The following is a 22021-nucleotide window of genomic DNA, read 5'->3' as shown; positions in this document are numbered from 1 at the left end:
CGGGTGGGTATTCCATGCCTAAGGATTATTCCCGCACACTGCGCATTGCAGACCAGATTCAGCGTGAGCTGGCCGACCTGATCCGTAACGAGCTCAAGGACCCACGTATCGGCATGATTACCTTGACGGGGGTTGAGGTAACTCACGATTATGCTCATGCTAAGGTTTTCTATACTACGCTGCGCAGCGAAAATGATAATTTTCTCACCAGCCATGGACTGGAGCACGCCGCTGGATTTCTGCGCAGCCATCTGTCTCATCGATTGAAGCTGCGGGTAATACCGCAGCTTCATTTCATCTATGACGAGTCGATCGAGCGCGGGATGAAATTGTCACAACTTATCGATGAGGCGGTGGCTCAGGAAGGTCCGGAAAAAGAGACAGATGGACCATAATTTCCGCTTGCCCGCGTTCGACGCCCACATCGCATATTGAGTCCTCGGTTGTTAAATCCTGGGGCCGGACAGTTCAAACGCATCAAACGTAAAATCAGCGGCGTTCTGCTGCTTGATAAACCTTCCCGTATTTCCTCCAATCAGGCGTTGCAAATCGCCAAGCGTATTTTTACGGCAAGCAAGGCCGGTCATACCGGTACGCTCGATCCCCTGGCAACGGGATTGTTGCCGATCTGCTTTGGCGAGGCTACCAAGTTCTCGTCGGCGTTGCTGGGTGCGGACAAGACGTATGAAGCCACGTTGAGATTGGGCTATATCAGTACGACCGGCGATGCCGAGGGTGAAGTTTCGGCATGCGATGTGCCATTTCGAAATATGCAGCCGACGCTGTCGCAGGTTGAGACGGTACTCCAAAGCTTTATCGGCTCAATTATGCAGGTGCCCCCGATGTACAGCGCCTTGAAGCACCGGGGGAAGCCCTTGTATGCCTACGCGAGAGCGGGTGTGGAAATCGAGCGGCAAGCGCGCGAAGTCATCATTTATGATTTGTATGTGGAGACATTGGCGGGCGAGAAAATGGGCATCGTAGTCAAGTGCAGTACGGGCACTTACGTTCGCACGCTGGCTGAAGACATCGGCAAGGCGCTGGGATACGGCGGCGCCTATCTTACCGCTCTGCGCCGCAGCGTTATGGATGGGTTCGATCTGTCGCAGGCCTATACACTGGATGCGCTTGAAACAATGCCGCTGGCGCAACGAGACGCCTGCCTGCACCCGATGGACGGTCTTTTACATGATTTTCCTGCCGTCACGCTGGACGGCGCGGCCGTGATATCTTTACTGCAGGGACAAGTGGTTAAAGCCGGTTTCTCCATGAGCGATCTGCCGGAAGGAGCAAAAATTCGACTTTACGATCAGGGAAAGCACTTTCTCGGCTTGGGAGAGGTGACTGCTCAGGGCGAAATAGCGCCGAGAAGGCTGGTAGGTTATACGGAATGAGTCTTACGAATTTTGCTTCTCATGCATGCTTTCGGTGACATCCTTGCCAATTCCACGATAGCCGGTGAAACGGCCGGATGAATCGAACATCGGTTCGCCGCTGACCATCAGATATTGTCGTGAGCCATCGGATTTGGTGCGGCTGTAGACAAAATCAAGGAAGGGGCGCCGTGCCGCGATGTTTGCCTTGAATACCGCATAGTCGGCCTCATCCCAGCGTGCCTTGTTGTTTCCTTGAGGCTCACCCAGTAAGGCATCGACGGTAATGCCGAGCATTTCGAGGGCTGGACCATACACCTTGGTGAAACGCCCGTTCTCGTCCTGCTCCCAATACCAGTCGGAGGCCAATTCGGTCAGGCGGCGAAAGCGCGCCTCGCTCTCGCGCAGTTCCGCGGTTCGCTCAGCCACGGTCTGTTCCAGCCGCTTGTTGTAATTCTCGAGTTTTTTGTACAACAAGCGCACTTCCAGCATGTTGTGGATGCGTGTCTGGACTTCGACCAGATCGAACGGCTTGCTGACGAAATCTTTTGCACCGGCTTGCAGCGCCTGCAGCTTATGGCCCGGCTGGGCGGTGATCACGAGTACCGGAAGGTAGCCATCCGGTTCTATTGCCTTCAAACCTTCGAGCACCTGGAAGCCATCCATGCCGGGCATTTGCAGATCGAGCAGAATCAGATCATAGCGGTTCTGGCGATAGAGCGGGCAAACCTCGTAGGGATCCATGGTCGAAGTAGTATGGGTATAACCGGCGTCGCTCAGCATCTGTTCAAGCAGCCGGACATTGACATCCTTATCATCGACAATCAGGATGCTGGCGTTAAGAATGTCAGGTTTGCTAATCATTATTTTGTCCGTTATTGATAATTAATCCATATCTTGTAACGCTGCCCAAGATACCCTATTGGATACTCTATTGGCACTAAGGATAATAGGTAAATTGGTTATTATTCTATCTGCCCGAACCGGTACTCATATCATATCTCCTTCATTATAAGAAACAATGGCACTTTGGTATACCTGTTGGAGAACGTTCTTTGAAGATTGGCGGCTGGGAAATGCTAAATCGGCGCGCACATTACACTTGAGCGGGCAGCATACAAAAATTGAATCAAAGAGATTAATTGGTACGCTCCGAAATGCGATAAGTGTTTTTGCTTGCTTGTTTGGCATCCAGCAAAGCAATATCCGCATTTTTTAGAAGGGTCTTCACATCTTCGCCATTATGGGGATACAGACCGATGCCCGCGCTGGCGGTCATGTTAACGTTGCTGCCTTGAACACTGTAGGGTTGCGACAATGCCTTGATTATTTTTTCTGCCGCAAGCGCCACGCCGTCGCCGCTGGTGATATAGGGCATGGCGATCACGAATTCATCACCTCCAAGCCGTGCTACCGTATCTTCCTGCCTCACGGTAGCTACCAGGCGTGCGGCAACCAGCTTCAAAACCAGATCGCCGCCATCGTGGCCCAGATTATTGTTGATCTCCTTGAATCCATCCAAATCCAGATACACGACTGCCATGATGCCATTGTTTCTTTTTGCGTGAATGATGGCATGGGAGACTCTTTCAACCAGAAGCCGCCGGTTGGCAAGCCCGGTCAGCGGGTCATGCAGTGCCATGAATTCCTGAGTTTTAGCATAATGACGCGCCTTTTGATGCAACAGACGCACTTCTAACAGATTATGAACGCGTGCAAGCACTTCGGTCACATCAAATGGCTTACTGACGAAATCCTTGGCGCCGGATTGGAGTGCACGCAGCTTATAGTCCGGATTGGCGGTAACCACCAGGACGGAGAGATATCCGTCCATCTCGATTTCCTTCAATGCTTCAAGCACCTGAAAGCCATCCATACCCGGCATTTTCAGGTCGAGCAGAATCAGATCGTAATGGTTCTGACGGTGTAGCTCATAGACTTTATGCGGATCCATTACTGAAGCCACAGACGTGTAATTGGCTGTGGCCAGCACGCTTTCCAGCAACTGAATATTTGATTCCTGATCATCGACAATCAGGATTTTGGCGCCGCGAATGTCGCTCTCACCGATCATCCTAACCCCGTAGCGGACCCACCATGAAGGTGAAGATAAACTAGCTCAAAATGTCTCTGAAGATCATGACTCCGGATTGAAAAATAATCGATCGGGCCGTATTCTGGAATCATATTGTCTCGATATCCATTTTTAATCAGCCATTCGTTTTATTCAGGTTGCTCGGTTGTTGGGGCCGTAGCTGCTTTGTTGATTTGATGGGGTACATAACCATTATGTAACCATACTGAACCGGCGTACCCGGTTAACCGGCCGCATGCTTTCGGTGACATCCTTGCCGATTCCACGATAGCCGGTGAAACGGCCGGATGAATCGAACATCGGTTCGCCGCTGACCATCAGATATTGTCGTGAGCCATCGGATTTGGTGCGGCTGTAGACAAAATCAAGGAAGGGGCGCCGTGCTGCGATGTTTGCCTTGAGTACCGCGTAGTCAGACTCATCCCAGCGTGCCTTGTTGCTTCCTTGAGGTTCACCCATTAATGCATCGACGGTAATGCCGAACATTTCGAGGGCTGGACCATACACCTTGGTGAAATGCCCGTTCTCGTCCTGCTCCCAATACCAGTCGGAGGCTAGCTCGGTCAGGCGGCGAAAGCGCGCCTCGCTCGTTCGCAGTTCCGTGGTTCGCTCAGCCACGGTCTGTTCCAGTTGCTTGTTGTAATTCTCGAGTTTTTTGTATAGCAAGCGTACTTCCAGCATGTTGTGGATGCGTGTCTGGACTTCGATCAGATCGAACGGCTTGCTGACGAAATCTTTTGCACCGGCTTGCAGCGCCTGCAGCTTATGGCCTGGCTGGGCGGTGATCACGAGTACCGGAAGGTAGCCATCCGGTTCTATTGCCTTCAAACCTTCGAGCACCTGGAAGCCATCCATGCCGGGCATTTGCAAATCGAGCAGGATCAGGTCATAGCGGTTCTGGCGATAGAGCGGGCAAACCTCGTAGGGATCCATGGTCGAGGTAGTATGGGTATAACCGGCATCACCTAGTACTTGCTCAAGCAGCCGGACATTGACATCCTTATCGTCGACAATCAGGATGCGGGCGTTAAAAATATCGGATTTGCTAATCATCATACCTGTCAGTGAACAGCGTTTGAACGAGGGCGCTAAATTGTAATGCTGCCGTTATTCCGGAAGATACTCTGTGCGCTAACTCTCATAAGAAAATAGAAAATGATTCCATTTAGAAAGAACATCGACGCGCTTCAGAACAGCGACGGCCTGAGTGGAGTAAAGCAGCCAGATTTCGCCATGGTTGTGAGAAATAATTTTGGGCTCGCGAGGAGATTAAGCAGGATTTAGCCGCCTGTAACGCACGGCACGACCGCGCCGTAGCCGGGGAATAATTAGTGAAAGGATAGCTAAGTTGATAAGTGCGCGGTTTTTAGTTAAACAATCGATGTCTGGCAGTCTGTCGGATCTAAAGGAAATCGGCTGGAAAAGTGTCTGGCTGGATCATATCTCGCTTTTTTAACCAGTGGAATAACTACCGGCCTTCAAATTGTCAAAATCTGTGCTCGTTGAGTCACTTTTCCGCTTCGATTCTTCAAATCCGGCAGGCTGCTAGTGGTCGTGATGGATGGGGAGAATAAGATTTGACCTTGATAAATCGGGTTTGCTATAATAGACATCCTCCTGACGCGGGGTGGAGCAGTCTGGCAGCTCGTCGGGCTCATAACCCGAAGGTCGTAGGTTCAAATCCTGCCCCCGCAACCATATTATCAAACACTTAGCCCAACTTTTGAGTTGGGCTTTTTGCGTTATAGAAGTTGTGTAAGTGGCGGTGTAAGCAAATATTGCAGATGAGTCGTTACCTATTTCAATATCGATTTAAGCTCCGTCGAGGATCTCAGCTAATAATATTTTCGCCAGGACCTCATGAGGCATAGAGCCGAGCTGCGTAGTATTTACTGAGAACTCATATAAGACTGTAATAATTCCGCGCTCAATAGTGTACGTTCCAGAGTGGACAATTCCGTCCCTTTCTACCTCGACTGGATATTCACGGGGCTGTTCTTTCATTTGAATAACCTGTTATTTAATGAAGAACTTCATCCTATATACTGCTGAGCTTTAAATCAAGGAAGAGAAGGCATCATGAGCGAGAATATTCTGCGGATCATAGGCGGGCAATACGTCTCGGAGGCACTTCAAACGCTACCGGACGCGGAGAAATCGAATGAAGATTTTATCGAGACGGGGATCAAGTTGCCAGTGTTCGGCCTAGTGCGATTTAAATGTCAGCGCATGACTGACAGGCAAGGAAAGAATCGGTACAGATTTTGGACGGCTAATGAGGCGTTTAAAGTGGAGTGAGGAAACCTCCCCCACCCGGTCATTATTCTCCTAGCTTCGTGCTTTTATCTGACCGCAATAGGTTGGGTTGCCACTTTGGCCGCTGTGGCGCCTCTTTCTTACCTTCGAGAATCGAACGAACCACTATCAGCCGGCCGATAGCATTGACGAAAAATGGTATGCCCATTGTCCGCAACTGTTCGACCTGGAGTCGCCTAACCTTGCGCCCAGTTAGCTCGGCTATTTCTTCAGGGGTGAGGAACATATTTGCCTTGCCCTCACACTGGTAAAAGATAAACCCGCCGAAGCGGGTTGTGATCGGCTCCGCGAAAATGTAGCCAGCAGCAATGTTAGTTTTCGGCGAAACTTACCTTTAAGGAGAGGAGTTTTGCATGAAAAAGAAACGGTTCGCTGTGGAGCAGATTGTGGCGGTATTGAAGGAAGCGGAGGCTGGCATGCCGGTGGCGGAGCTGATTCGTCGGATTGGCATTACCGAACAGACATTCTACCGTTGGAAGAAGCAATACGCTGGCCTGGACAGCGATCAGGCAAGGCGGCTTAAACAGCTGCAAGAGGAGAACGAACGCCTGAAGAAGATTGTGGCGGAACTGAGCCTGGACAAGGCAATGCTCGCTGACGTTATTAAAAAAAAGTGGTGAAAAGCTACTCCCCGGCGTGCCATCGTAGACTACCTCAAGAACCGCTATATTACATCTGAACGGCGTGCATGCCGTCTGGTCGGGATTACCCGAGGGGTCTACAGCTATAAAAGTTGCAGGGATCCGCAAACGGCGCTGCGATTGCGCATGAAAGAGCTGGCGATGACGCGCATGCGCTATGGCTATCGCAAAATCGGTGTGCTGCTCAAGCGCGAGGGGTTCTTGCACAGCATGGGCATGCTGTACCGTATTTACCGTGAGGAAGGTCTATCGTTGCGCTATCGGCCAGGGCGCCACTCCAAAGCACAGGTAACACGGCCACAACGCAAACTCGCGAGCCGGCCAAATCAAGCTTGGAGTTTGGATTTTGTTGCGAATCAACTCTCCAACGGGAATCGGTTTCGTTGCCTGACCATCGTGGATGTCTTTACTCGCGAATGCCTGGCAATCGAAGTCGGCCAGCGATTGTCCGGTATCGAGGTGGTGGCGGTACTCAACAGAATTCGTCAGAATGGGCGCGTACCTGGAACTCTTTTTTGTGATAACGGAAGCGAATTCACGAGTCAGATTCTTGATCTGTGGGCGTATCACAACAAGGTCAAAATCGAGTTCAGCAGGCCGGGCAAGCCAACCGACAATGCGTTCATTGAGTCATTCAATGGAACATTTCGAGACGAGTGCCTGAACGCTCATTGGTTCGAATCACTGAGGGATGCCAAAATGAAGATTATAAACTGGCAGCAGGAATACAATGAGAGTCGTCCTCACAGGGCACTTGGAGAAATCGCACCGGTTGAATTCGCTCGTCAGCACGGGTTAAACTGGAAATCCGAGAGAGAAAATACGGCCGACGACTAACTCTGGAGCTGGCTACAAAAACCGGGGCCGATCAGTGGTGGATGCGTAGATAGTCGCATCGCAATCATTGACCGTAGCGCCACTCACAAGCGGCCAGGAACTGATTAATCCGCGGGAACCTATAAGATCTTCGGCAACATAGCTGATTGCTTCAATATCAACCTCGAATCGTCTTGTGGCAACAGTGCCCATATCCAGCGCGGCAGAGAATAGATCCTCGCCAGTCAGACTCACGGTCGGATCCGTCAGGTTGAGAACCGGGCCCACCACACTCACGTTTGTTTTAGTCCCAGTGAAGCTCGGCGCTTGTGTACTGGTGGCGACGGTCGTGAAGCCAGTAACCATGCGTTCAGTAGCGACGAAGGAAGCGATCGATGTTGAGTAGTTGTCGATCGAGTCTTTGGCCTTCGCCATATAGGTTCCGGTGATCAAAGGCACGAGGCCTTGCACGCCGCCGCCTGGGAACTCTTCCAAGATGACGCCATCTTCCCAAACAGCGCCCGTTGTCTTTGGCGAATGTCGGATAACGATCAGTCCATTTATCTGGACATCAAGATCTGGGGGAAGCGTCCATGAGGCGAGAGCATAGAAATTTGATGGGATCACAGAGAAGTTGCTGACTGCTGCGGGAGGCTCGCGTAACCAAACCAACAACACCCGCATTTCGCTACTATAATTAGACTCCACGCCAATTGAGTTGCGCGCCATGACGCGGAAGTCGTAGTAGCCGGGCGCAAGGTCAATGAGCTCCGTTTCTAAATCACGGATACCGGTCCTGACAAAGAAATTGTTCTGAGTTGCCGGCTTGTACTTAAGCTGATATCTGTCTGCAAACCGATCATCCGATGCGCCCCAAGTGATGATGGCCTTGCTCTTTACCCCTGTGCTACCTGTAGTGGAATACAGTTTTCCGGTAATGGATGGATCGCCGGGAACCTGAACGGTGAATGGATCCGGGAGAGTGGTATTCGGCGCCAGGTCTCGCACCGTTTCCTCTCCACTGCTCCGGTCATAGACACCAGAGGCCGTCTCGCGCAACTCCAGATCAATACCCGAGTCTCGGCACGCCGTTATCATCACGGATGGCAAACTTCCATGTCGTGACCTCGAACGGCTTTGCAGACCAGCCCCATCGCGTATTAGAGAGGTTGACGACATCGCCACCCTGAACCTTGAATGCGATCAACTTGCACGGCCATACGGTGCTTATCTGCTGCCTTGCCTTCTCCAGTTCAATCTTGGCGATGCGCTGCGCCATGCCTGATGAAACAGTGAACGGGAGTTCTATATCCTTCCAGATCCGCTCGCCTTGATCCTCGCTCAAATAGGTAGCATTGGGGATCGGCGGCAAGTTATTGGACTATGGTACCCTCGCAGGGTATTGACATATACCCCATATAGGTATAAGTTTGTTGCTATACAGAGTCGGCAGCTTTTCATGAGGCTAGGCAGATTTACCTCAATGATTCGGGCTTAATTGAATGGGGATGCGGATACACGCATTAGGATCCCTTAATAACTAACCGGTAAAGGAGGGTGCAATGAACATCATAATGGCGAGCTTAAAACCAACGTTTATGTTGGCATTTCTCATAACCAGCACTTTGATCACAACCGGTACCCTGATGGCGCAGCAGAATGAAACCATCACGCCGCTCATATCAAAAGATGTGGCAGGAGTTTCCGGCAAGGAAATTGAGATGTACACTGTGGACTTTCCGCCGGGCTTTTCGAGCCCTGTCCACCGCCACAATGCGCAGGTGTCTCTTTACGTACTGGAGGGCTCCATCGTGACGCAGGTGAATGGCGGAAAAGAAATCACGCTGACGCCAGGCCAGAGCTACTATGAAGATCCCAACGATATTCATACCATTAGCCGGAACGCAAGTAGTACCAAGCCAGCAAAATTTCTTGTGTTCCTGATTAAGGGAAAGGGCGCTCCATCCCTGGTGCTGGAAAAATAAACCAATAATTGCGCGTTGACGGTCATTTTTCTACAGTGAAACTTTGGGAAAATGTCTTCATGGCTATCTTCGAGACGGCCATCCATAGCAAGGAAAAAACATGAAAAAATCGCCTACTGTAAAGAAGCAAGACCCTAATCTTGAGCAGCGTCCCCTCGCCACCCCTACCGATCTCGAAGCGGCGGCGACCAAGGATATCGGCGGAGCCATGAACGCCATCCTGGCGGATGTATATGCGCTTTACCTGAAAACCAAGAATTTCCACTGGCATATGAGTGGACCGCATTTTAGGGATTACCATTTACTGCTGGATGAGCAGGGTGATCAGCTTTTCGCAATGACCGACCCTATCGCCGAACGCATCCGCAAAGTGGGCGGGGCCACACTTCGGTCGATAGGCCATATTTCCCGCACCCAGCGCATAGCGGACAACGATGCTGACTACGTCGAACCGCTGGCCATGCTTGCCGAGTTGCGCGAGGACAACAAGACCTTGGCAGCCCGTTTACGTCAGGCGCACGATGTTTGCGACAAACACCGCGATATTGCCACCGCCAGCCTCATCGAAGTCTGGATCGACGAAACTGAGCGGCGCACCTGGTTCCTGTTTGAAGCCAGCCGCCAAGGCGATGCAACCGGCCATTGAGTCATCGATACGTTGTGCTCCATCGTATCGAGGTGGGCCAACGATTGTCAGATATCGATGTAACCCTTTTTAATCTTGGCCGTGCTTGCGGGTAGAAGTGACGCGCGTCGCGATTCCCTCGATTCTTTGTGCCAGCGTAGCGGCCGATAACTCGCCAATACGACGATCAACCAGCGCGCCCTTTGCATCAAAGAACAACGTTGTTGGCAGTCCTTGAGAATTGGTCTGGCTGCTGAGTTCGAGGCGAGAATCGAGCAACACGTTATCAAGGACGAGTCCTTCCCGATCCAGAAACTTCTGAATCACATCGGCCGATTCACCCTGATTGGCAAAGATGAAGACCACATCTGGACTATTCTTTTGCGCATCCCGCAGTACCGGCATTTCCCGTATACAAGGCGGACACCATGTTGCCCACAGGTTGACCACCATAGGCTTGCCGGCCAATGAGCCAAACTGGACGGAACTGCCATCAAGGCGAACCAGCTCTGCTTGCGGCATCTGCACTGGAACGGCAAAGACTGCCGTTGCCACCACCACGCCAACTGCCCAGGCGACTCCTCCCGTCAATGCCGAGAGCAGCAGAGTGCGCCTCCCTTCCCGTACGTGCCATGCATACCAGATGATGCCGGTCGCTGCAGCCAGAATGCCCGCTGCCGGTGAGAATCCGCCATCCAGGATATTCAGAATGCTCCATGGCGCGCTCTTGTACATATCGAAATAGGCCATCACGAAGACAAGTCTTGCCGCTACCAAGGAGGCAATAAAAACTCTCCAAAGAAGCGGCTCGACATCAACGTTTCGCGGTCGTCCTGTCCGTTTTGCGACGAACGAGCCGATCAGCATTGCACCCAGCAACAGTAAAAAATTGATGTGAAACGCAACCAGCCCGATGTTGACTGAGCCCATTAAGTACCTCGGTTAGTGAAAACGGGTGCCGAAGGACATTTCGTCATTGGTGCACAATTCCTTGCCAGGTGCGACACGCAGCATCCGAAGTATTCAGGTAGGGTGATCTTGATTTTTGGATCTTCCTGGAGTGACCCTGTTCCCCGTAATTACACGGCGCAGTAGAATCCGGGTTATTAAATTGATGCTGGGCCACAAATTCAGCTGGCGTGTTGTGCCCAGGGAACTGCGCGGTCGCTGTGAATTGTAATCCTTTCGCCATGCTTCGATAAGAACGCGTGCTTCATGCAACGTGGAGAACCAATGGTCATTCAGACACTCATCCCGGAATCGGCCATTGAAGCTTTTGATTTAGGCATTCTGCGTGGGCTTGCCAGGCCGGATGAATGCGAGCTCACACCCCGGGCATGGGCCCATATAGTGCTGACTGGCGTACTGGTTGGTGCACAGTTGGGGGTTGAGGGCATTCCCAAACGTTTTCTTGATGGTCTTGAAAACGGAGAGGAATTGCTGGCGCTGGCCAAAAAAATCGGGACTCAGCGTTAACCAGACTACTCTTACGACTATGGCAGTAGACGCGGGCGCCGACTCCGTGCACAATGACACAATTGATGGGTAGTGCAAATCATCGCGGTAGTCCTGAATTCTATCAAGTATAGATAATTGATTATTATAGATATAACGTTTCATTGTGAGTTTCTGGTTATTATTGGCTGAAACTATTTTAACTTTTTATGGCGGGCCTCCCCGCATTGCATAGTAGTGAACCTGGTCAGGTCCGGAAGGAAGCAGCCACAGCTATTTTCTGCAAGTGCCGGGGGTCAGGCTCGCCACCCATTTTTATTTGGATAGGTAGTCAGAGCGGAGCCGGCATTTGCGATGTCGGCTCCGCTCTACCCTTAGGCTGTCCGCGGAACGAATTCAAGTTCCCGGCCAGTCTGCAATAAACTTTTCTATCGTCCCTCGGTTATCACTTTCCCGCTATCGTGCCGACTCAAGTCCTTGCCCGCAAATGGCGCCCCAGGAGCTTTTCCGAGCTGACCGGACAAGATCATGTGGTCAGGGCGCTTACTAACGCGCTTGAACAAAAAAGGCTGCACCATGCCTACCTGTTTACCGGCACACGTGGTATCGGCAAAACCACTATCGCACGCATTCTGGCCAAGGCGCTTAATTGCCAGACCGGGATTACATCCACGCCTTGCGGCATTTGTTCCGCCTGTACTGAAATAGACAATGGGCGTTTCGTCGATTTGATCGAGATGGACGCCGCCTCCAATACGCAAGTGGACAAGATGCGCGAATTGCTGGAAAACGCGCTTTATGCTCCCACCAGTGCCCGCTACAAGATTTACATCATTGATGAAGTACACATGCTCTCCAAGTCGGCTTTCAATGCCATGCTGAAAACCCTGGAAGAGCCGCCAGAACATGTCAAGTTTGTTCTCGCCACGACCGATCCGCAGAAGATTCCTGTCACCGTTTTGTCGCGCTGCCTGCAATTCAACCTGAAACAGATCCCGTTACCATTGATTGCCGCCCACCTCAAGCATGTGCTTGAACAGGAAAAGATAAGCTGCGACGCCACGTCGTTACAGCTGCTGGCGCGGTCTGCGCAGGGCAGCATGCGCGATGCCTTGAGTATCCTGGATCAAGCAATCGCCTTCGGTGAGGGAAAAATCGAAGAAGCCGGGGTACGGGACATGCTGGGTGCTATCGATCAGGGCTATCTCTATGACATGCTGGATGCCCTGTCGCAGAAAGATGGCGTCAAGATACTGGCGGTAGCGGATGCGATGGAAACCCGTAGTTTGTCGTTCGATGTGGCTTTGCAGGATCTAGCGACGTTACTGCACCGACTTGCTCTGGCACAAATTGTGCCGGTGGCTATCGGCGAAGATACCCCGGAGCGTGAGCGGATTTTCACGTTGGCGAAGACGTTCACACCGGAAGATGTGCAGCTGTTTTATCAAATTGTCATACATGGCCGCTCCGATCTGGCTCAGGCGCCGGATGAGTATGCGGGTTTCACCATGACATTGATGCGGCTGCTGGCGTTCATACCGGAGGGCATGCCGAAAGCTACAGGACCAAAACATAATAAAGAGATAAAGCAGCCTGTGTCTTCAATTTCAAAGATTACAGAAGCATCCGGAACCGCGGAAACATCAGAAACATCAGAAACATCGGAAACGAGGAAAACAATAGAAGTGTTTAGCACGGCAGGAACAGTAAAAGAAGCAAAAACAACCGAAACCACCGAAACCACCGAAACCACCGAAACCATAACGGTTAGACCTGCACCAACCGTGAGTTTATTTGGCAGTGACTGGACGGCGGTAGCAAACCAGTTAAAGTTGAGCGGCATAGCGAAAGAGCTGGCTCAGAATTGCGAGGTCAAAAATGTTTCCTCGAACGAGATCGAGTTTTGTGTACCGGAGACGCATAAGCATCTGCTTCAGAAGACCTATCAGGACAGGATGCAAACAGCCGTCAGGGAGCATTTAGGTAAGCCCGTCCGGCTGAAGTTCTCAGTTGGGATCAGCACAGGAAAGAGTCCCGCGGAGCTAGAAAATCGTGAGAAACAGCAGAAGCAGTTGCAGGCTATCACGGCCATCCAAACAGACCCGTTTGTGCGAGAGCTGGTGGAAAATTTCGATGCAAAACTGATCGTTTCTTCGATCAAACCCATTCAATAGCGGAGGTAAAAAAATGATGAAAGGTGGCTTGGGCAATTTTATGAAGCAGGCTCAGCAAATGCAGGAGAACATGAAAAATATGCAGGAGAAATTGGCCTCGATCGAAGTTGAAGGCCAATCCGGCGCCGGCATGGTCAAGGTGGTGATGACCTGTCGTTATGACGTCAAGCGCGTGGCTATCGACGACAGCCTGATTGGCGACGATAAGGACATGCTCGAGGATCTGATCGCCGCCGCGGTAAACGATGCGGTGCGGCGGGTGGAATCCACCACACAGGAAAAAATGGCTGGCTTGACTTCCGGAATGGCTCTGCCGCCGGGGATGAAATTACCGTTTTAATTTGCGGAAGACGAGATCCGATGGGCCGGATATTGGAATGGGTGTGCCGTTTCGTGAAAAAATAGCCGCCATTTTGGTGTTGCAATGCTCCCCCTCCCGTTTTATTTACAATGAAAACGCCAACCAGTCTGGAAGATCTGATCGAATCGTTACGTTGCCTGCCCGGCGTGGGTCCCAGGTCGGCGCAACGCATGGCTTATCACCTGTTGCAGCGGGATCATGCCGGCGCACAGCGGCTTGCCAATTCGCTTGCCTATGCGCTGGAACATATCAGGCATTGCGAGAAATGCAACAACTTTACTGAAGAAATCGTATGCGAGTTGTGCCGTTCCGAACGGCGCGATGCCACATTGTTATGCGTGGTGGAAATGCCGGCCGATCTGCTGATGATGGAGCAGGCACACTGTTATAAGGGGATGTATTTCGTGCTGATGGGCAGACTTTCACCTTTGGATGGCATTGGTCCCAGGGAAATTCATCTTGACCGGTTGCTGAAGCGGGCTCAGGATGGGCTGGTGCGGGAAATTGTACTCGCCACCAATTTTACCGTGGAAGGCGAGGCGACCGCTCACTATATCGGCGAGCTCCTGCACGGCAAAGGGGTAAAGGTTACCCGGATCGCGCGCGGATTGCCGGTGGGTGGAGAGCTGGAGCACGTGGATAGCGGCACATTGGCACAGGCTGTGATCGAGCGCAGAGAAATTTAACGGTGGGCGTGAGCATGTGCTTAGTTCTTTTTTTGAAGCAGGAAGAAGTTCTGCATGGTTTTAAAGGTGAGCTATAGATGAAAGCGAGGCCGATCAGGCCGATAAAGAAAAAGGATTCTCCATCCGGTAGCGCTGACGCCAGTTCTATGTCCACATCGGTATCCGCGCCGGTTACGCACAAACTCCATAAGCTGCTGGCGCAGGCGGGGTTGGGATCGCGGCGCGAGATGGAGGAACTGATTGCTGCCGGCGGGGCAACTATTAATGGAAAAGTGGCGGGAATCGGTGACCGGGCGGGGCCGGACGATATCGTGCGGGTAGGGAAGCGCACCATTCACTTCAAATCCGATGACCGCCTGCCCAGGGTTGTGCTTTACCATAAACCGGAGGGCGAGATTGTCAGTCATGATGATCCCGAGGGCCGGCCGTCAGTATTCGACAAGCTGCCGCAATTACGATCGTCTAAATGGATATCCATCGGCAGGCTTGACTACAATACCAGCGGGCTACTGATTTTTACGACCGACGGAGAATTGGCTAACCGGCTGATGCATCCCCGGTTCGAAGTCGAGCGTGAATATGCGGTAAGAATCATGGGGCGCCTGACTCCGGAAGTGGCGACACTGTTGACGACGGGCATTGAACTGGAAGATGGCCTGGCGAAATTCGATCACTTGTCGGATCAGGGCGGCGAGGGGTCCAATCACTGGTACCGGGTGATATTGAAGGAAGGCAGGAACCGTGAAGTGCGCCGCATGTTTGAAACGGTGGGAATGACGGTGAGCCGTTTGATGCGGGTACGCTTTGGCCCGATTAATTTGCCGCCGCGCCTGAAACGTGGAAAATGGATGGAGCTGGATGAGACCGAGACAAGGCGTTTGTTGGCGCTGGTGCCCTAATTATTCAGCAAGTAAGTACCATAAATCTCGTCATTCCGGACTTGGTCCGGAATCCGGTCCAGACCAATAATGACGTACTTCGCACACTGCCGGATACTTCCTTCGGAAGGTATGACGCCTGTATTGTTTGCTATTGGGGAAGCTGATCGCGTTTCAGCAGGAAAACAAACTCGTCACCTGCGCTGGTTTCAAGCCAGGTGAAGGGGGTCTGGCAGAATTCCTGTTCCAACGCCTCCCGGTTATGACCAATTTCGACAACCAGCACGCCCTGCTCAGTTAAATAGTCGGCTGCTTCGCGCAGTATTGCACGGGCTGCCTCCAGACCGTCTTCGCCGCTTGCCAGGGCAGTACGTGGTTCATGCCGATACTCTTTGGGAAGCGCCGACATTGATTCAGCACTGACATAAGGCGGATTGCTGATAATGAGATCGTAGCGGCGTCCGCGCAGACCTGCAAACAAGTCGGATTGCATAAGGTTGACGCGATGCTCCAGGTTGTAATCCGTTACGTTCTTCTGTGCGACATCCAGCGCCTCACGTGAAATATCCGTGGCGTCTATGGCGGCATTTCCAAAAGCATGTGCCAGCAACACTGCAAGGCATCCCGATCCGGTGCAGAGATCCAGCGCGGCATGGATTTCATCGGGGTTTTCTATCCATGGCGCGAGCTGCTCGTGCAGCAACTCGGCAATAAAGGAACGCGGTACGATTACGCGTTCATCCACGTAAAAGCTGAAATCTCCCAGCCAGGCTTCATGGGTGAGATAAGCGGCAGGAATTTTTTCTACCGCGCGTCGCTCGATTATATGCAGTGCCTGTTCCAGTTCCGTCGTGGTGAGACGCGCTTCCAGAAACGGCTCCAGCCGGTCGAGCGGAAGATGGAGTGTGTGGAGAATGAGATAGGCAGCCTCATCGTACGCCGAGGCTGAACCATGGCCGAAATAGAGACCGGCCTCGTTAAAGCGGCTTACGGCGAAGCGCAGCAGATCGCGTAGCGTTTGGAGCTGGGTCTTGGCTTCAATATACATAGGGACACCTTCACTTTCAGATTGCTACGACTCAGGTGCCTGCTTATTGATCCAGCGAGCAAATAGTATAAGCGTCATACTGACGGAAGCCAGTGTCCAGTGGCATGCAAGGCACGCGATTGTTGGTGTGGGCTGGATTCCCGATTAAGCCCGGAATGACAAATTCATGGTATTTTCTCGCCAGCAATTAGGAACCTCCGAATAAATTATCAACAGAGCACTCTATGGAGATTTATTCAGAGATTTCTATTATTTCAGCAACAAATGCTCCAGCGTCAACCGGTAGATTTCCGGCAACTGTTCCAGATCTTTTACTTCCACATATTCATTGAGCTTGTGAATGGTGGCATTACGCGGCCCGATTTCTACTACCTGCGGGCAAATATCGGCGATGAACCGCCCATCGGAGGTGCCCCCGGAAGTGGAAAGTTCCGGCTCGATTCCCACAACGGTTCGGATCGCATTGCTGATCGCGTCCACCAGGCTGCCCCTGGGCGTGAGATAGGGTTTGCCGGAAAACTCCCATCGCAGGTCGTAATCGAAATCCTGCCGGTTGAGGATTTCGTGCACTCTGGCTTTTAGCGATTCAACCGTGCTGGCGGTGGAGAAACGAAAATTGAACAGCATGGTGACCTCGCCAGGAATCACGTTGGTGGCGCCGGTGCCGCCATTGATATTGGAAATCTGCCAGGTGGTGGGCGGAAAGTATTCGTTGCCTTCATCCCACCGGGTTTGCGTCAGCTCGGCAATGGCAGGGGCGGCGAGGTGGATGGGATTCTTTGCCAGATGCGGATAAGCGATATGGCCTTGTATGCCTTTTACGGTCAATGTTCCCGACAACGAGCCGCGCCTGCCATTCTTGATGGTATCGCCCAGATCGTTGACACACGTGGGTTCGCCGACGATGCAATAATCGATCAGCTCATTGCGCGCCTTGAGTGCTTCAACCACCCTGACGGTGCCGTCTATGGCGACGCCCTCTTCGTCCGATGTGATGAGCAGCGCAATCGAGCCGCCATGGTCAGGGTGCGCTGCGACAAACGCCTCGATTGCGGTCACGAACGCCGCCAGCGATCCTTTCATGTCGGCCGCACCTCGGCCATACAGCCTGCCATCACGGATTTCCGGCTTGAATGGATCGCTGTCCCATTTATCGACAGGGCCGGTTGGCACCACATCGGTGTGGCCGGCAAAACACAGCAGCGGTGCGCTCGTCCCGCGCCGTGCCCATAAATTATCCACTTCGCCGCAGCGTACTCTCTCGATATTGAAACCGATTTTTTCCAGGCGATTGATCAGAATTTCCTGACATCCTTCATCGAAGGGTGTCAGTGAACGACAGGCGATCAATGTCTGTGCAAGAGCCAGCGTATCATTTTGCATGGGATATTTTCCTGGAAATCGAGTAATGGTTAAATCCCGCGCAACAGTTCATTGATGCCGGTTTTTGCGCGGGTTTTGGCATCTACTTGCTTAACAATGATCGCGCAGTAAAGGCTGTACTTTCCATCCGCGGAGGGCAGATTGCCTGACACCACCACCGACCCCGGCGGAATGCGGCCATAGCTTGTTTCACCGGTTTCCCGGTTATAAATCTTGGTGCTCTGGCCAATATAAACACCCATCGAGATGACCGAATTTTCTCCCACGATCACGCCCTCGACAACTTCTGAACGTGCGCCGATGAAGCAGTTATCCTCGATGATGGTCGGGTTGGCCTGCACCGGCTCAAGCACGCCGCCTATGCCCACGCCGCCGGACAGATGCACATTCTTGCCGATCTGGGCGCAGGAGCCCACCGTGGCCCAGGTATCAACCATGGTGCCTTCATCCACGTAGGCACCGATGTTGACATAGGATGGCATCAGCACAACGTTGCTGGCGATAAAAGATCCCTTGCGTACAGCGGCGGGCGGCACCACACGGAAACCGCCATTACGGAAATCCTTGGAGCTGTAATCCGCGAATTTGGAGGGCACCTTATCGAAATAATTGGAGAAACCGCCCTTGATAAAGCTATTGTCTTCGATGCGAAAGGAAAGCAGCACCGCTTTCTTGATCCATTGATGCGTATTCCATTCACCGTTGATTTTTTCCGCAACCCGCAGCTTGCCGCTGTCGAGCATTTCCAGTACTTGAGCAACGGATTCCTTGAGTTTGGCTTCGACATTGCGCGGTGTAATCTCGGCACGGCGTTCGAACGCTTCTTCTATGGTGCTTTGGAGCTGATCCATGGTTTTCCTTTATTTTTCCTGAGATATCTAAGACGTTTTTGAATTGGAATTTTTCGGTGCACGCTATAAACAAGACATCAGCATTTTTATCCGGCTGGCCGCTTCGATACATTCCGTCAGCGGTGCGACCAGGGCAATACGCACGAAATTTTTACCAGGGTTAATCCCATGCGCGTGCCGTGCCAGATAACTGCCCGGTAATACCGTTACATTATAATCTTGATATAGCTTGCGGGTGAACTCGACATCGCTAACCGGTGTTTTTACCCACAGATAAAATGCCGCGTCCGGTTTGGATATTTGCATGGTACCCGCCAGCAATTCGGTGACCGCTGTGAATTTCTCCTGATACAAGCGGCGGTTCTCGATCACATGGGATTCGTCATTCCAGGCCGCCTCACTCGCTGCCTGTACCACGGGGTTCATCGCGCTGCCATGGTAAGTGCGATAGAGCAGAAATTTTTCCAGCACCGCCGCATCTCCCGCTACAAAACCTGAGCGCATACCCGGCACATTGGACCGTTTCGACAAGCTGCTGAATACCAGCAGCCGTGGAAAGCCGCTACGGCCGAGATGATGGGCGGCTTCCAGGGCGCCGAGCGGGGGCACGGCTTCATCGAAATAGATTTCGGAGTAGCACTCGTCCGCGGCGATGATGAATCCATGCCGGTCGGAAAGCTCGAATAATCGCCGCCACTCATCCATCGACATCACTCTGCCGGTGGGATTGCCGGGTGAGCAGACGTATGCCAGTTGCGTGCGGGACCAGATATCATCCGGTAATTGTGCATAGTCAAGCGCGAAATCATTCTCCGGCAACGTGTTCAAGAAATAGGGTGTGGCACCGGCCAGCAAAGCGGCGCCTTCATATATCTGGTAAAACGGATTTGGGCATACTACCGCCGCGTTTGAAAGAGATGAATCAACCACCGACTGGGCAACGGAAAACAGCGCTTCGCGGCTGCCGTTAACGGGAATGATCTCTGTTTCTGAATTTATCGCAGGCAAGCGGTAACGCCGCATTAGCCAGGCGGCAATACTCGCACGCAGCGATCTGGTTCCAAGCGTTGTGGGATAATGCGCCAGACCAGAGAGGTTATCCGTCAGGGCCTGGTGGATGAAATCAGGCGTTGCATGTTTGGGCTCGCCGATATGCAGGCTAATGGGCGCGAACGCCCGGCTGGGCGTGATTCCCTCGAACAGCTTGTGAAGCTTCTGGAAGGGGTAGGGTTGCAGGCGGTTGAGGTTGGGATTCAATTTTATAAAGGAGGCAACCTGCGACCGTAGGCAGTCATTTTCAGGATGGAATCTCTTGATCGGAGCAGAATTATAAAGGGCTGATGGCTTGCTGACCAAGCAAAATAATCAAAACAAACAAAACCTTTTACCGGTAACAGCGCTACTCGGTGGCGCTATTATCTGGGGGCTGCTCTGGTATCCCTACCGAGTACTGGAACAAGCCGAGATAAGTGGTTCAATCGCAACGGCGATTACGTATTTTATTGCCTTGCTGCTGGGATTGGTGTCGTTCCGGAAAGATTTGCGAATGTCGCATATTGCCGGCGGTGAACCCTATCTGTTGTTGGGAATCGCGCTATTTGCGGGCTGGACCAATCTCGCTTATGTGCTCGGCGTGATCCATGGCGAAGTCATGCGGGTACTGTTGTTATTTTATCTCGCTCCGCTTTGGACCATCGTGTTTTCGCGCCTTTTGCTGAAAGAGAAATTAAGTCTGCATGGGTATCTGGTGATCATCGTTTCGCTAGCCGGCGCGATAACCATGCTGTGGGAACCAGAAAGTGGTTCCTTGCTGCCCTCATCCTACGGCGACTGGATGGGGTTGTCAGCCGGTTTCATGTTTGCGCTCTTGAATGTACTGAGCCGTAAAGACCAGTATCACAATGTTCAATCGAAATCCGTGGCAGTGTGGATGGGCGTCACCCTGACAGGATTCATTTACAGCCTGTTCTTGCCTGACTTATCCGCTCTGAGCAGTATTTCCATGGATTCGTATCTACTACTATTCGGATTGGGAATCATAGTGTTTGTACTGAGTGTGGTTGTGCAATATGGTGTTACGCATGTTCCCGCGAATCGGGCTATCATCATTATGCTATTCGAATTGGTGGTCGCGGCGGTTGCGGCGTATTTTCTGACTGATGAGGCCATGACGCTCAAGAGCTGGATGGGTGGTGCGCTGATTGTCTCGGCCAGTCTGTTTTCCGCAAGGATGAATCGGGAGTAGCGTTGTCTCTTTCTTATAGCTGTCTTTGGCGGCATCGGCGCCATTGTCGTCATTGCCGCCATTGCCATTGTGGCACCTGCAAATCCCAACGAGGGGGATGAATATGGGTCACCACGTAGTTTTTCTGGAGCGCGATTCGATCAAGGCGCAGGTACGACGGCCGAGTTTCGAGCATACTTACGAAGAATACGCCCACACAGCATTTGATCAGATCGTGCCGCGTCTGCGTCATGCGACAGTGGCAATGATCAATAAAGTACAGCTGAGCGATGAAACCCTTGCGGAATTGCCCAAGCTGAAAATGATCGCGGTGACGGCGACCGGGTATGACGGCATCGATATCGCAGCTTGCCGCAGTCGCGGCATCGCGGTGGCGAATATTCGCAATTATGCGATTCATACTGTTCCGGAGCACGTGTTCGCGCTGGTGCTGGCGTTACGCAGGAATTTACTGGCGTACCGGCAGGAGATTGAGCAGGGCGCCTGGCAGAAATCGAAACAGTTCTGCCTATTCACGCACCATATCGCCGAGTTGTCCGGTTCCACCATGGGTATCGTTGGTGAGGGTGCCATTGGACAGGGTACGGCCGCCATCGCGCGTGGCTTCGGCATGCATGTATTGTTTGCCTATCATCCTTCACCCAAGAAAAAAGAGGTGGTGCTCACGCCACTCGACCAGGTGCTTGCGGAGTCGGACGTACTCTCGCTGCACTGTCCGTTGACCTCTGCAACGCGAGATCTTATTGGTATCAATGAACTGAGCAAGATGAAGCGCAGTGCACTGCTGATCAATACCGCGCGCGGTGGACTGGTTGATGAGGCAGCGCTAGTTCAGGCGCTGGATAAAGGTCTGATCGCCGGGGCGGGTTTTGACGTGCTGACTGTCGAGCCGCCAAAGAATGGCAATCCGTTACTCGATCTGCGTCGTCCCAACTTCATTCTGACGCCGCATGTAGCATGGGCTTCAGATGAAGCCATGCAGTCTCTTGCCGATCAGTTGATCGATAATATTGAAGCCTGGGTGGCTGGCAGGCCGCAGAACCTGGTCACTTGAGCGATGGGTCTGGTCCGGTGATTCAGGGATGAAGC

Annotated in this window: 22 protein-coding genes, 1 tRNA gene, 1 other RNA gene and 2 pseudogenes; 14 read left to right on the top strand and 12 right to left on the bottom strand. The window is 52.3% G+C overall.

The window, feature by feature from the left end:
* Positions 1-14 precede the first annotated feature (14 nt).
* Complete coding sequence (gene rbfA / locus BLO43_RS10570; protein ID WP_090907047.1) at positions 15-395, top strand: 30S ribosome-binding factor RbfA; 381 nt, start codon at positions 15-17, stop codon at positions 393-395.
* Positions 396-443: 48 nt separating this feature from the next.
* On the top strand, positions 444-1394 hold the full coding sequence (gene truB / locus BLO43_RS10565) for a tRNA pseudouridine(55) synthase TruB (RefSeq protein WP_254773426.1): 951 nt from the start codon (positions 444-446) through the stop codon (positions 1392-1394).
* 3 nt (positions 1395-1397) lie between these two features.
* On the opposite strand, the gene BLO43_RS10560 is transcribed toward truB, so the two are convergent.
* From BLO43_RS10560 to BLO43_RS10550, 3 genes are all read right to left on the bottom strand, one after another.
* Positions 1398-2237 carry a response regulator gene (locus BLO43_RS10560; protein ID WP_090907045.1) on the bottom strand — a complete coding sequence of 280 codons (840 nt, stop codon included), beginning with the start codon at positions 2235-2237 and terminating at the stop codon, positions 1398-1400.
* A gap of 274 nt (positions 2238-2511) precedes the next feature.
* Positions 2512-3447, bottom strand: coding sequence for a GGDEF domain-containing response regulator (locus BLO43_RS10555; protein WP_090907044.1), 936 nt, complete (start codon positions 3445-3447; stop codon positions 2512-2514).
* A gap of 213 nt (positions 3448-3660) precedes the next feature.
* Positions 3661-4521: a response regulator gene (locus BLO43_RS10550; protein ID WP_090907043.1), complete on the bottom strand. Its 861-nt coding sequence runs from the start codon at positions 4519-4521 to the stop codon at positions 3661-3663.
* 568 nt (positions 4522-5089) lie between these two features.
* On the opposite strand from BLO43_RS10550, the gene BLO43_RS10545 reads away from it, so the two are divergent.
* Positions 5090-5166 (top strand) — tRNA-Met (locus BLO43_RS10545).
* A 381-nt stretch (positions 5167-5547) separates the two neighbouring features.
* The gene (locus BLO43_RS10535) at positions 5548-5766 is read left to right on the top strand and encodes a hypothetical protein (RefSeq protein ID WP_090907041.1); all 219 of its coding nucleotides are present in this window, start codon (positions 5548-5550) and stop codon (positions 5764-5766) included.
* Positions 5767-5788: 22 nt separating this feature from the next.
* Here BLO43_RS10535 and BLO43_RS17265 read toward each other — a convergent pair whose 3' ends face one another.
* The gene (locus BLO43_RS17265) at positions 5789-6010 is read right to left on the bottom strand and encodes a DUF4224 domain-containing protein (RefSeq protein WP_090907040.1); all 222 of its coding nucleotides are present in this window, start codon (positions 6008-6010) and stop codon (positions 5789-5791) included.
* A gap of 127 nt (positions 6011-6137) precedes the next feature.
* On the opposite strand from BLO43_RS17265, the pseudogene BLO43_RS10525 reads away from it, so the two are divergent.
* Positions 6138-7262, top strand: a pseudogene (locus BLO43_RS10525) (IS3 family transposase).
* Between the two features lie 12 nt (positions 7263-7274).
* On the opposite strand, the gene BLO43_RS10520 reads toward BLO43_RS10525, so the two are convergent.
* Together BLO43_RS10520 and BLO43_RS10515 are read right to left on the bottom strand one after the other, a co-directional pair.
* Complete coding sequence (locus BLO43_RS10520; protein WP_090907039.1) at positions 7275-8339, bottom strand: phage tail protein; 1065 nt, start codon at positions 8337-8339, stop codon at positions 7275-7277.
* Entirely contained in the window at positions 8308-8586 is a 279-nt protein-coding gene (locus BLO43_RS10515; protein ID WP_139149268.1) for a hypothetical protein, read from the bottom strand. The genes BLO43_RS10520 and BLO43_RS10515 overlap by 32 nt, the downstream gene beginning before the upstream one ends.
* 217 nt (positions 8587-8803) lie before the next feature.
* Between BLO43_RS10515 and BLO43_RS10510 the strand changes: the two genes are divergently transcribed.
* Both BLO43_RS10510 and BLO43_RS10505 read left to right on the top strand, forming a co-directional pair.
* Positions 8804-9226: a cupin domain-containing protein gene (locus tag BLO43_RS10510; protein WP_217628061.1), complete on the top strand. Its 423-nt coding sequence runs from the start codon at positions 8804-8806 to the stop codon at positions 9224-9226.
* A 100-nt stretch (positions 9227-9326) separates the two neighbouring features.
* Positions 9327-9872: a Dps family protein gene (locus tag BLO43_RS10505; RefSeq protein ID WP_090907037.1), complete on the top strand. Its 546-nt coding sequence runs from the start codon at positions 9327-9329 to the stop codon at positions 9870-9872.
* Positions 9873-9941: 69 nt separating this feature from the next.
* Here BLO43_RS10505 and BLO43_RS10500 read toward each other — a convergent pair whose 3' ends face one another.
* Together BLO43_RS10500 and BLO43_RS10495 are read right to left on the bottom strand one after the other, a co-directional pair.
* The gene (locus BLO43_RS10500) at positions 9942-10781 is read right to left on the bottom strand and encodes a TlpA disulfide reductase family protein (protein ID WP_090907036.1); all 840 of its coding nucleotides are present in this window, start codon (positions 10779-10781) and stop codon (positions 9942-9944) included.
* 190 nt (positions 10782-10971) lie between these two features.
* Positions 10972-11197: pseudogene (locus BLO43_RS10495) on the bottom strand (transposase); the annotation flags it as partial.
* A gap of 320 nt (positions 11198-11517) precedes the next feature.
* On the opposite strand from BLO43_RS10495, the gene ffs reads away from it, so the two are divergent.
* The 5 genes from ffs (at position 11518) to rluB (ending at position 15426) form a co-directional block, all read left to right on the top strand.
* Positions 11518-11616, top strand: an RNA gene (gene ffs / locus BLO43_RS10490) — signal recognition particle sRNA small type.
* A gap of 148 nt (positions 11617-11764) precedes the next feature.
* Entirely contained in the window at positions 11765-13480 is a 1716-nt protein-coding gene (dnaX, locus tag BLO43_RS10485; protein WP_090907035.1) for a DNA polymerase III subunit gamma/tau, read from the top strand.
* A 16-nt stretch (positions 13481-13496) separates the two neighbouring features.
* Positions 13497-13820 carry a YbaB/EbfC family nucleoid-associated protein gene (locus BLO43_RS10480; RefSeq protein WP_175443936.1) on the top strand — a complete coding sequence of 108 codons (324 nt, stop codon included), beginning with the start codon at positions 13497-13499 and terminating at the stop codon, positions 13818-13820.
* A gap of 110 nt (positions 13821-13930) precedes the next feature.
* Positions 13931-14527, top strand: coding sequence for a recombination mediator RecR (recR, locus tag BLO43_RS10475; protein ID WP_074631781.1), 597 nt, complete (start codon positions 13931-13933; stop codon positions 14525-14527).
* Between the two features lie 146 nt (positions 14528-14673).
* The gene (gene rluB, locus BLO43_RS10470; RefSeq protein WP_254773434.1) at positions 14674-15426 is read left to right on the top strand and encodes a 23S rRNA pseudouridine(2605) synthase RluB; all 753 of its coding nucleotides are present in this window, start codon (positions 14674-14676) and stop codon (positions 15424-15426) included.
* A gap of 130 nt (positions 15427-15556) precedes the next feature.
* On the opposite strand, the gene prmB is transcribed toward rluB, so the two are convergent.
* From prmB to dapC, 4 genes are all read right to left on the bottom strand, one after another.
* Positions 15557-16453 carry a 50S ribosomal protein L3 N(5)-glutamine methyltransferase gene (gene prmB / locus BLO43_RS10465; RefSeq protein ID WP_090907034.1) on the bottom strand — a complete coding sequence of 299 codons (897 nt, stop codon included), beginning with the start codon at positions 16451-16453 and terminating at the stop codon, positions 15557-15559.
* A 249-nt stretch (positions 16454-16702) separates the two neighbouring features.
* Complete coding sequence (dapE, locus tag BLO43_RS10460) at positions 16703-17836, bottom strand: succinyl-diaminopimelate desuccinylase (RefSeq protein ID WP_090907033.1); 1134 nt, start codon at positions 17834-17836, stop codon at positions 16703-16705.
* A gap of 29 nt (positions 17837-17865) precedes the next feature.
* A complete protein-coding gene (dapD, locus tag BLO43_RS10455; protein ID WP_074631785.1) occupies positions 17866-18687 on the bottom strand; it encodes a 2,3,4,5-tetrahydropyridine-2,6-dicarboxylate N-succinyltransferase in 822 nt (273 codons plus the stop codon).
* 63 nt (positions 18688-18750) lie between these two features.
* A complete protein-coding gene (dapC, locus tag BLO43_RS10450; protein ID WP_090907116.1) occupies positions 18751-19944 on the bottom strand; it encodes a succinyldiaminopimelate transaminase in 1194 nt (397 codons plus the stop codon).
* 88 nt (positions 19945-20032) lie between these two features.
* Between dapC and BLO43_RS10445 the strand changes: the two genes are divergently transcribed.
* Positions 20033-20932 carry a DMT family transporter gene (locus tag BLO43_RS10445; protein ID WP_090907032.1) on the top strand — a complete coding sequence of 300 codons (900 nt, stop codon included), beginning with the start codon at positions 20033-20035 and terminating at the stop codon, positions 20930-20932.
* A gap of 103 nt (positions 20933-21035) precedes the next feature.
* A complete protein-coding gene (locus BLO43_RS10440) occupies positions 21036-21986 on the top strand; it encodes a D-2-hydroxyacid dehydrogenase (RefSeq protein WP_090907031.1) in 951 nt (316 codons plus the stop codon).
* The last annotated feature ends 35 nt before the right edge of the window (positions 21987-22021 follow it).

It is taken from the genome of Nitrosospira sp. Nsp13, from assembly GCF_900101945.1.
In the GTDB taxonomy this organism is placed as follows: domain Bacteria; phylum Pseudomonadota; class Gammaproteobacteria; order Burkholderiales; family Nitrosomonadaceae; genus Nitrosospira; species Nitrosospira multiformis_D.
The sequence above is the reverse complement of the archived record's forward strand: the minus strand, read 5'-3'. Positions and strand labels throughout refer to the sequence as shown.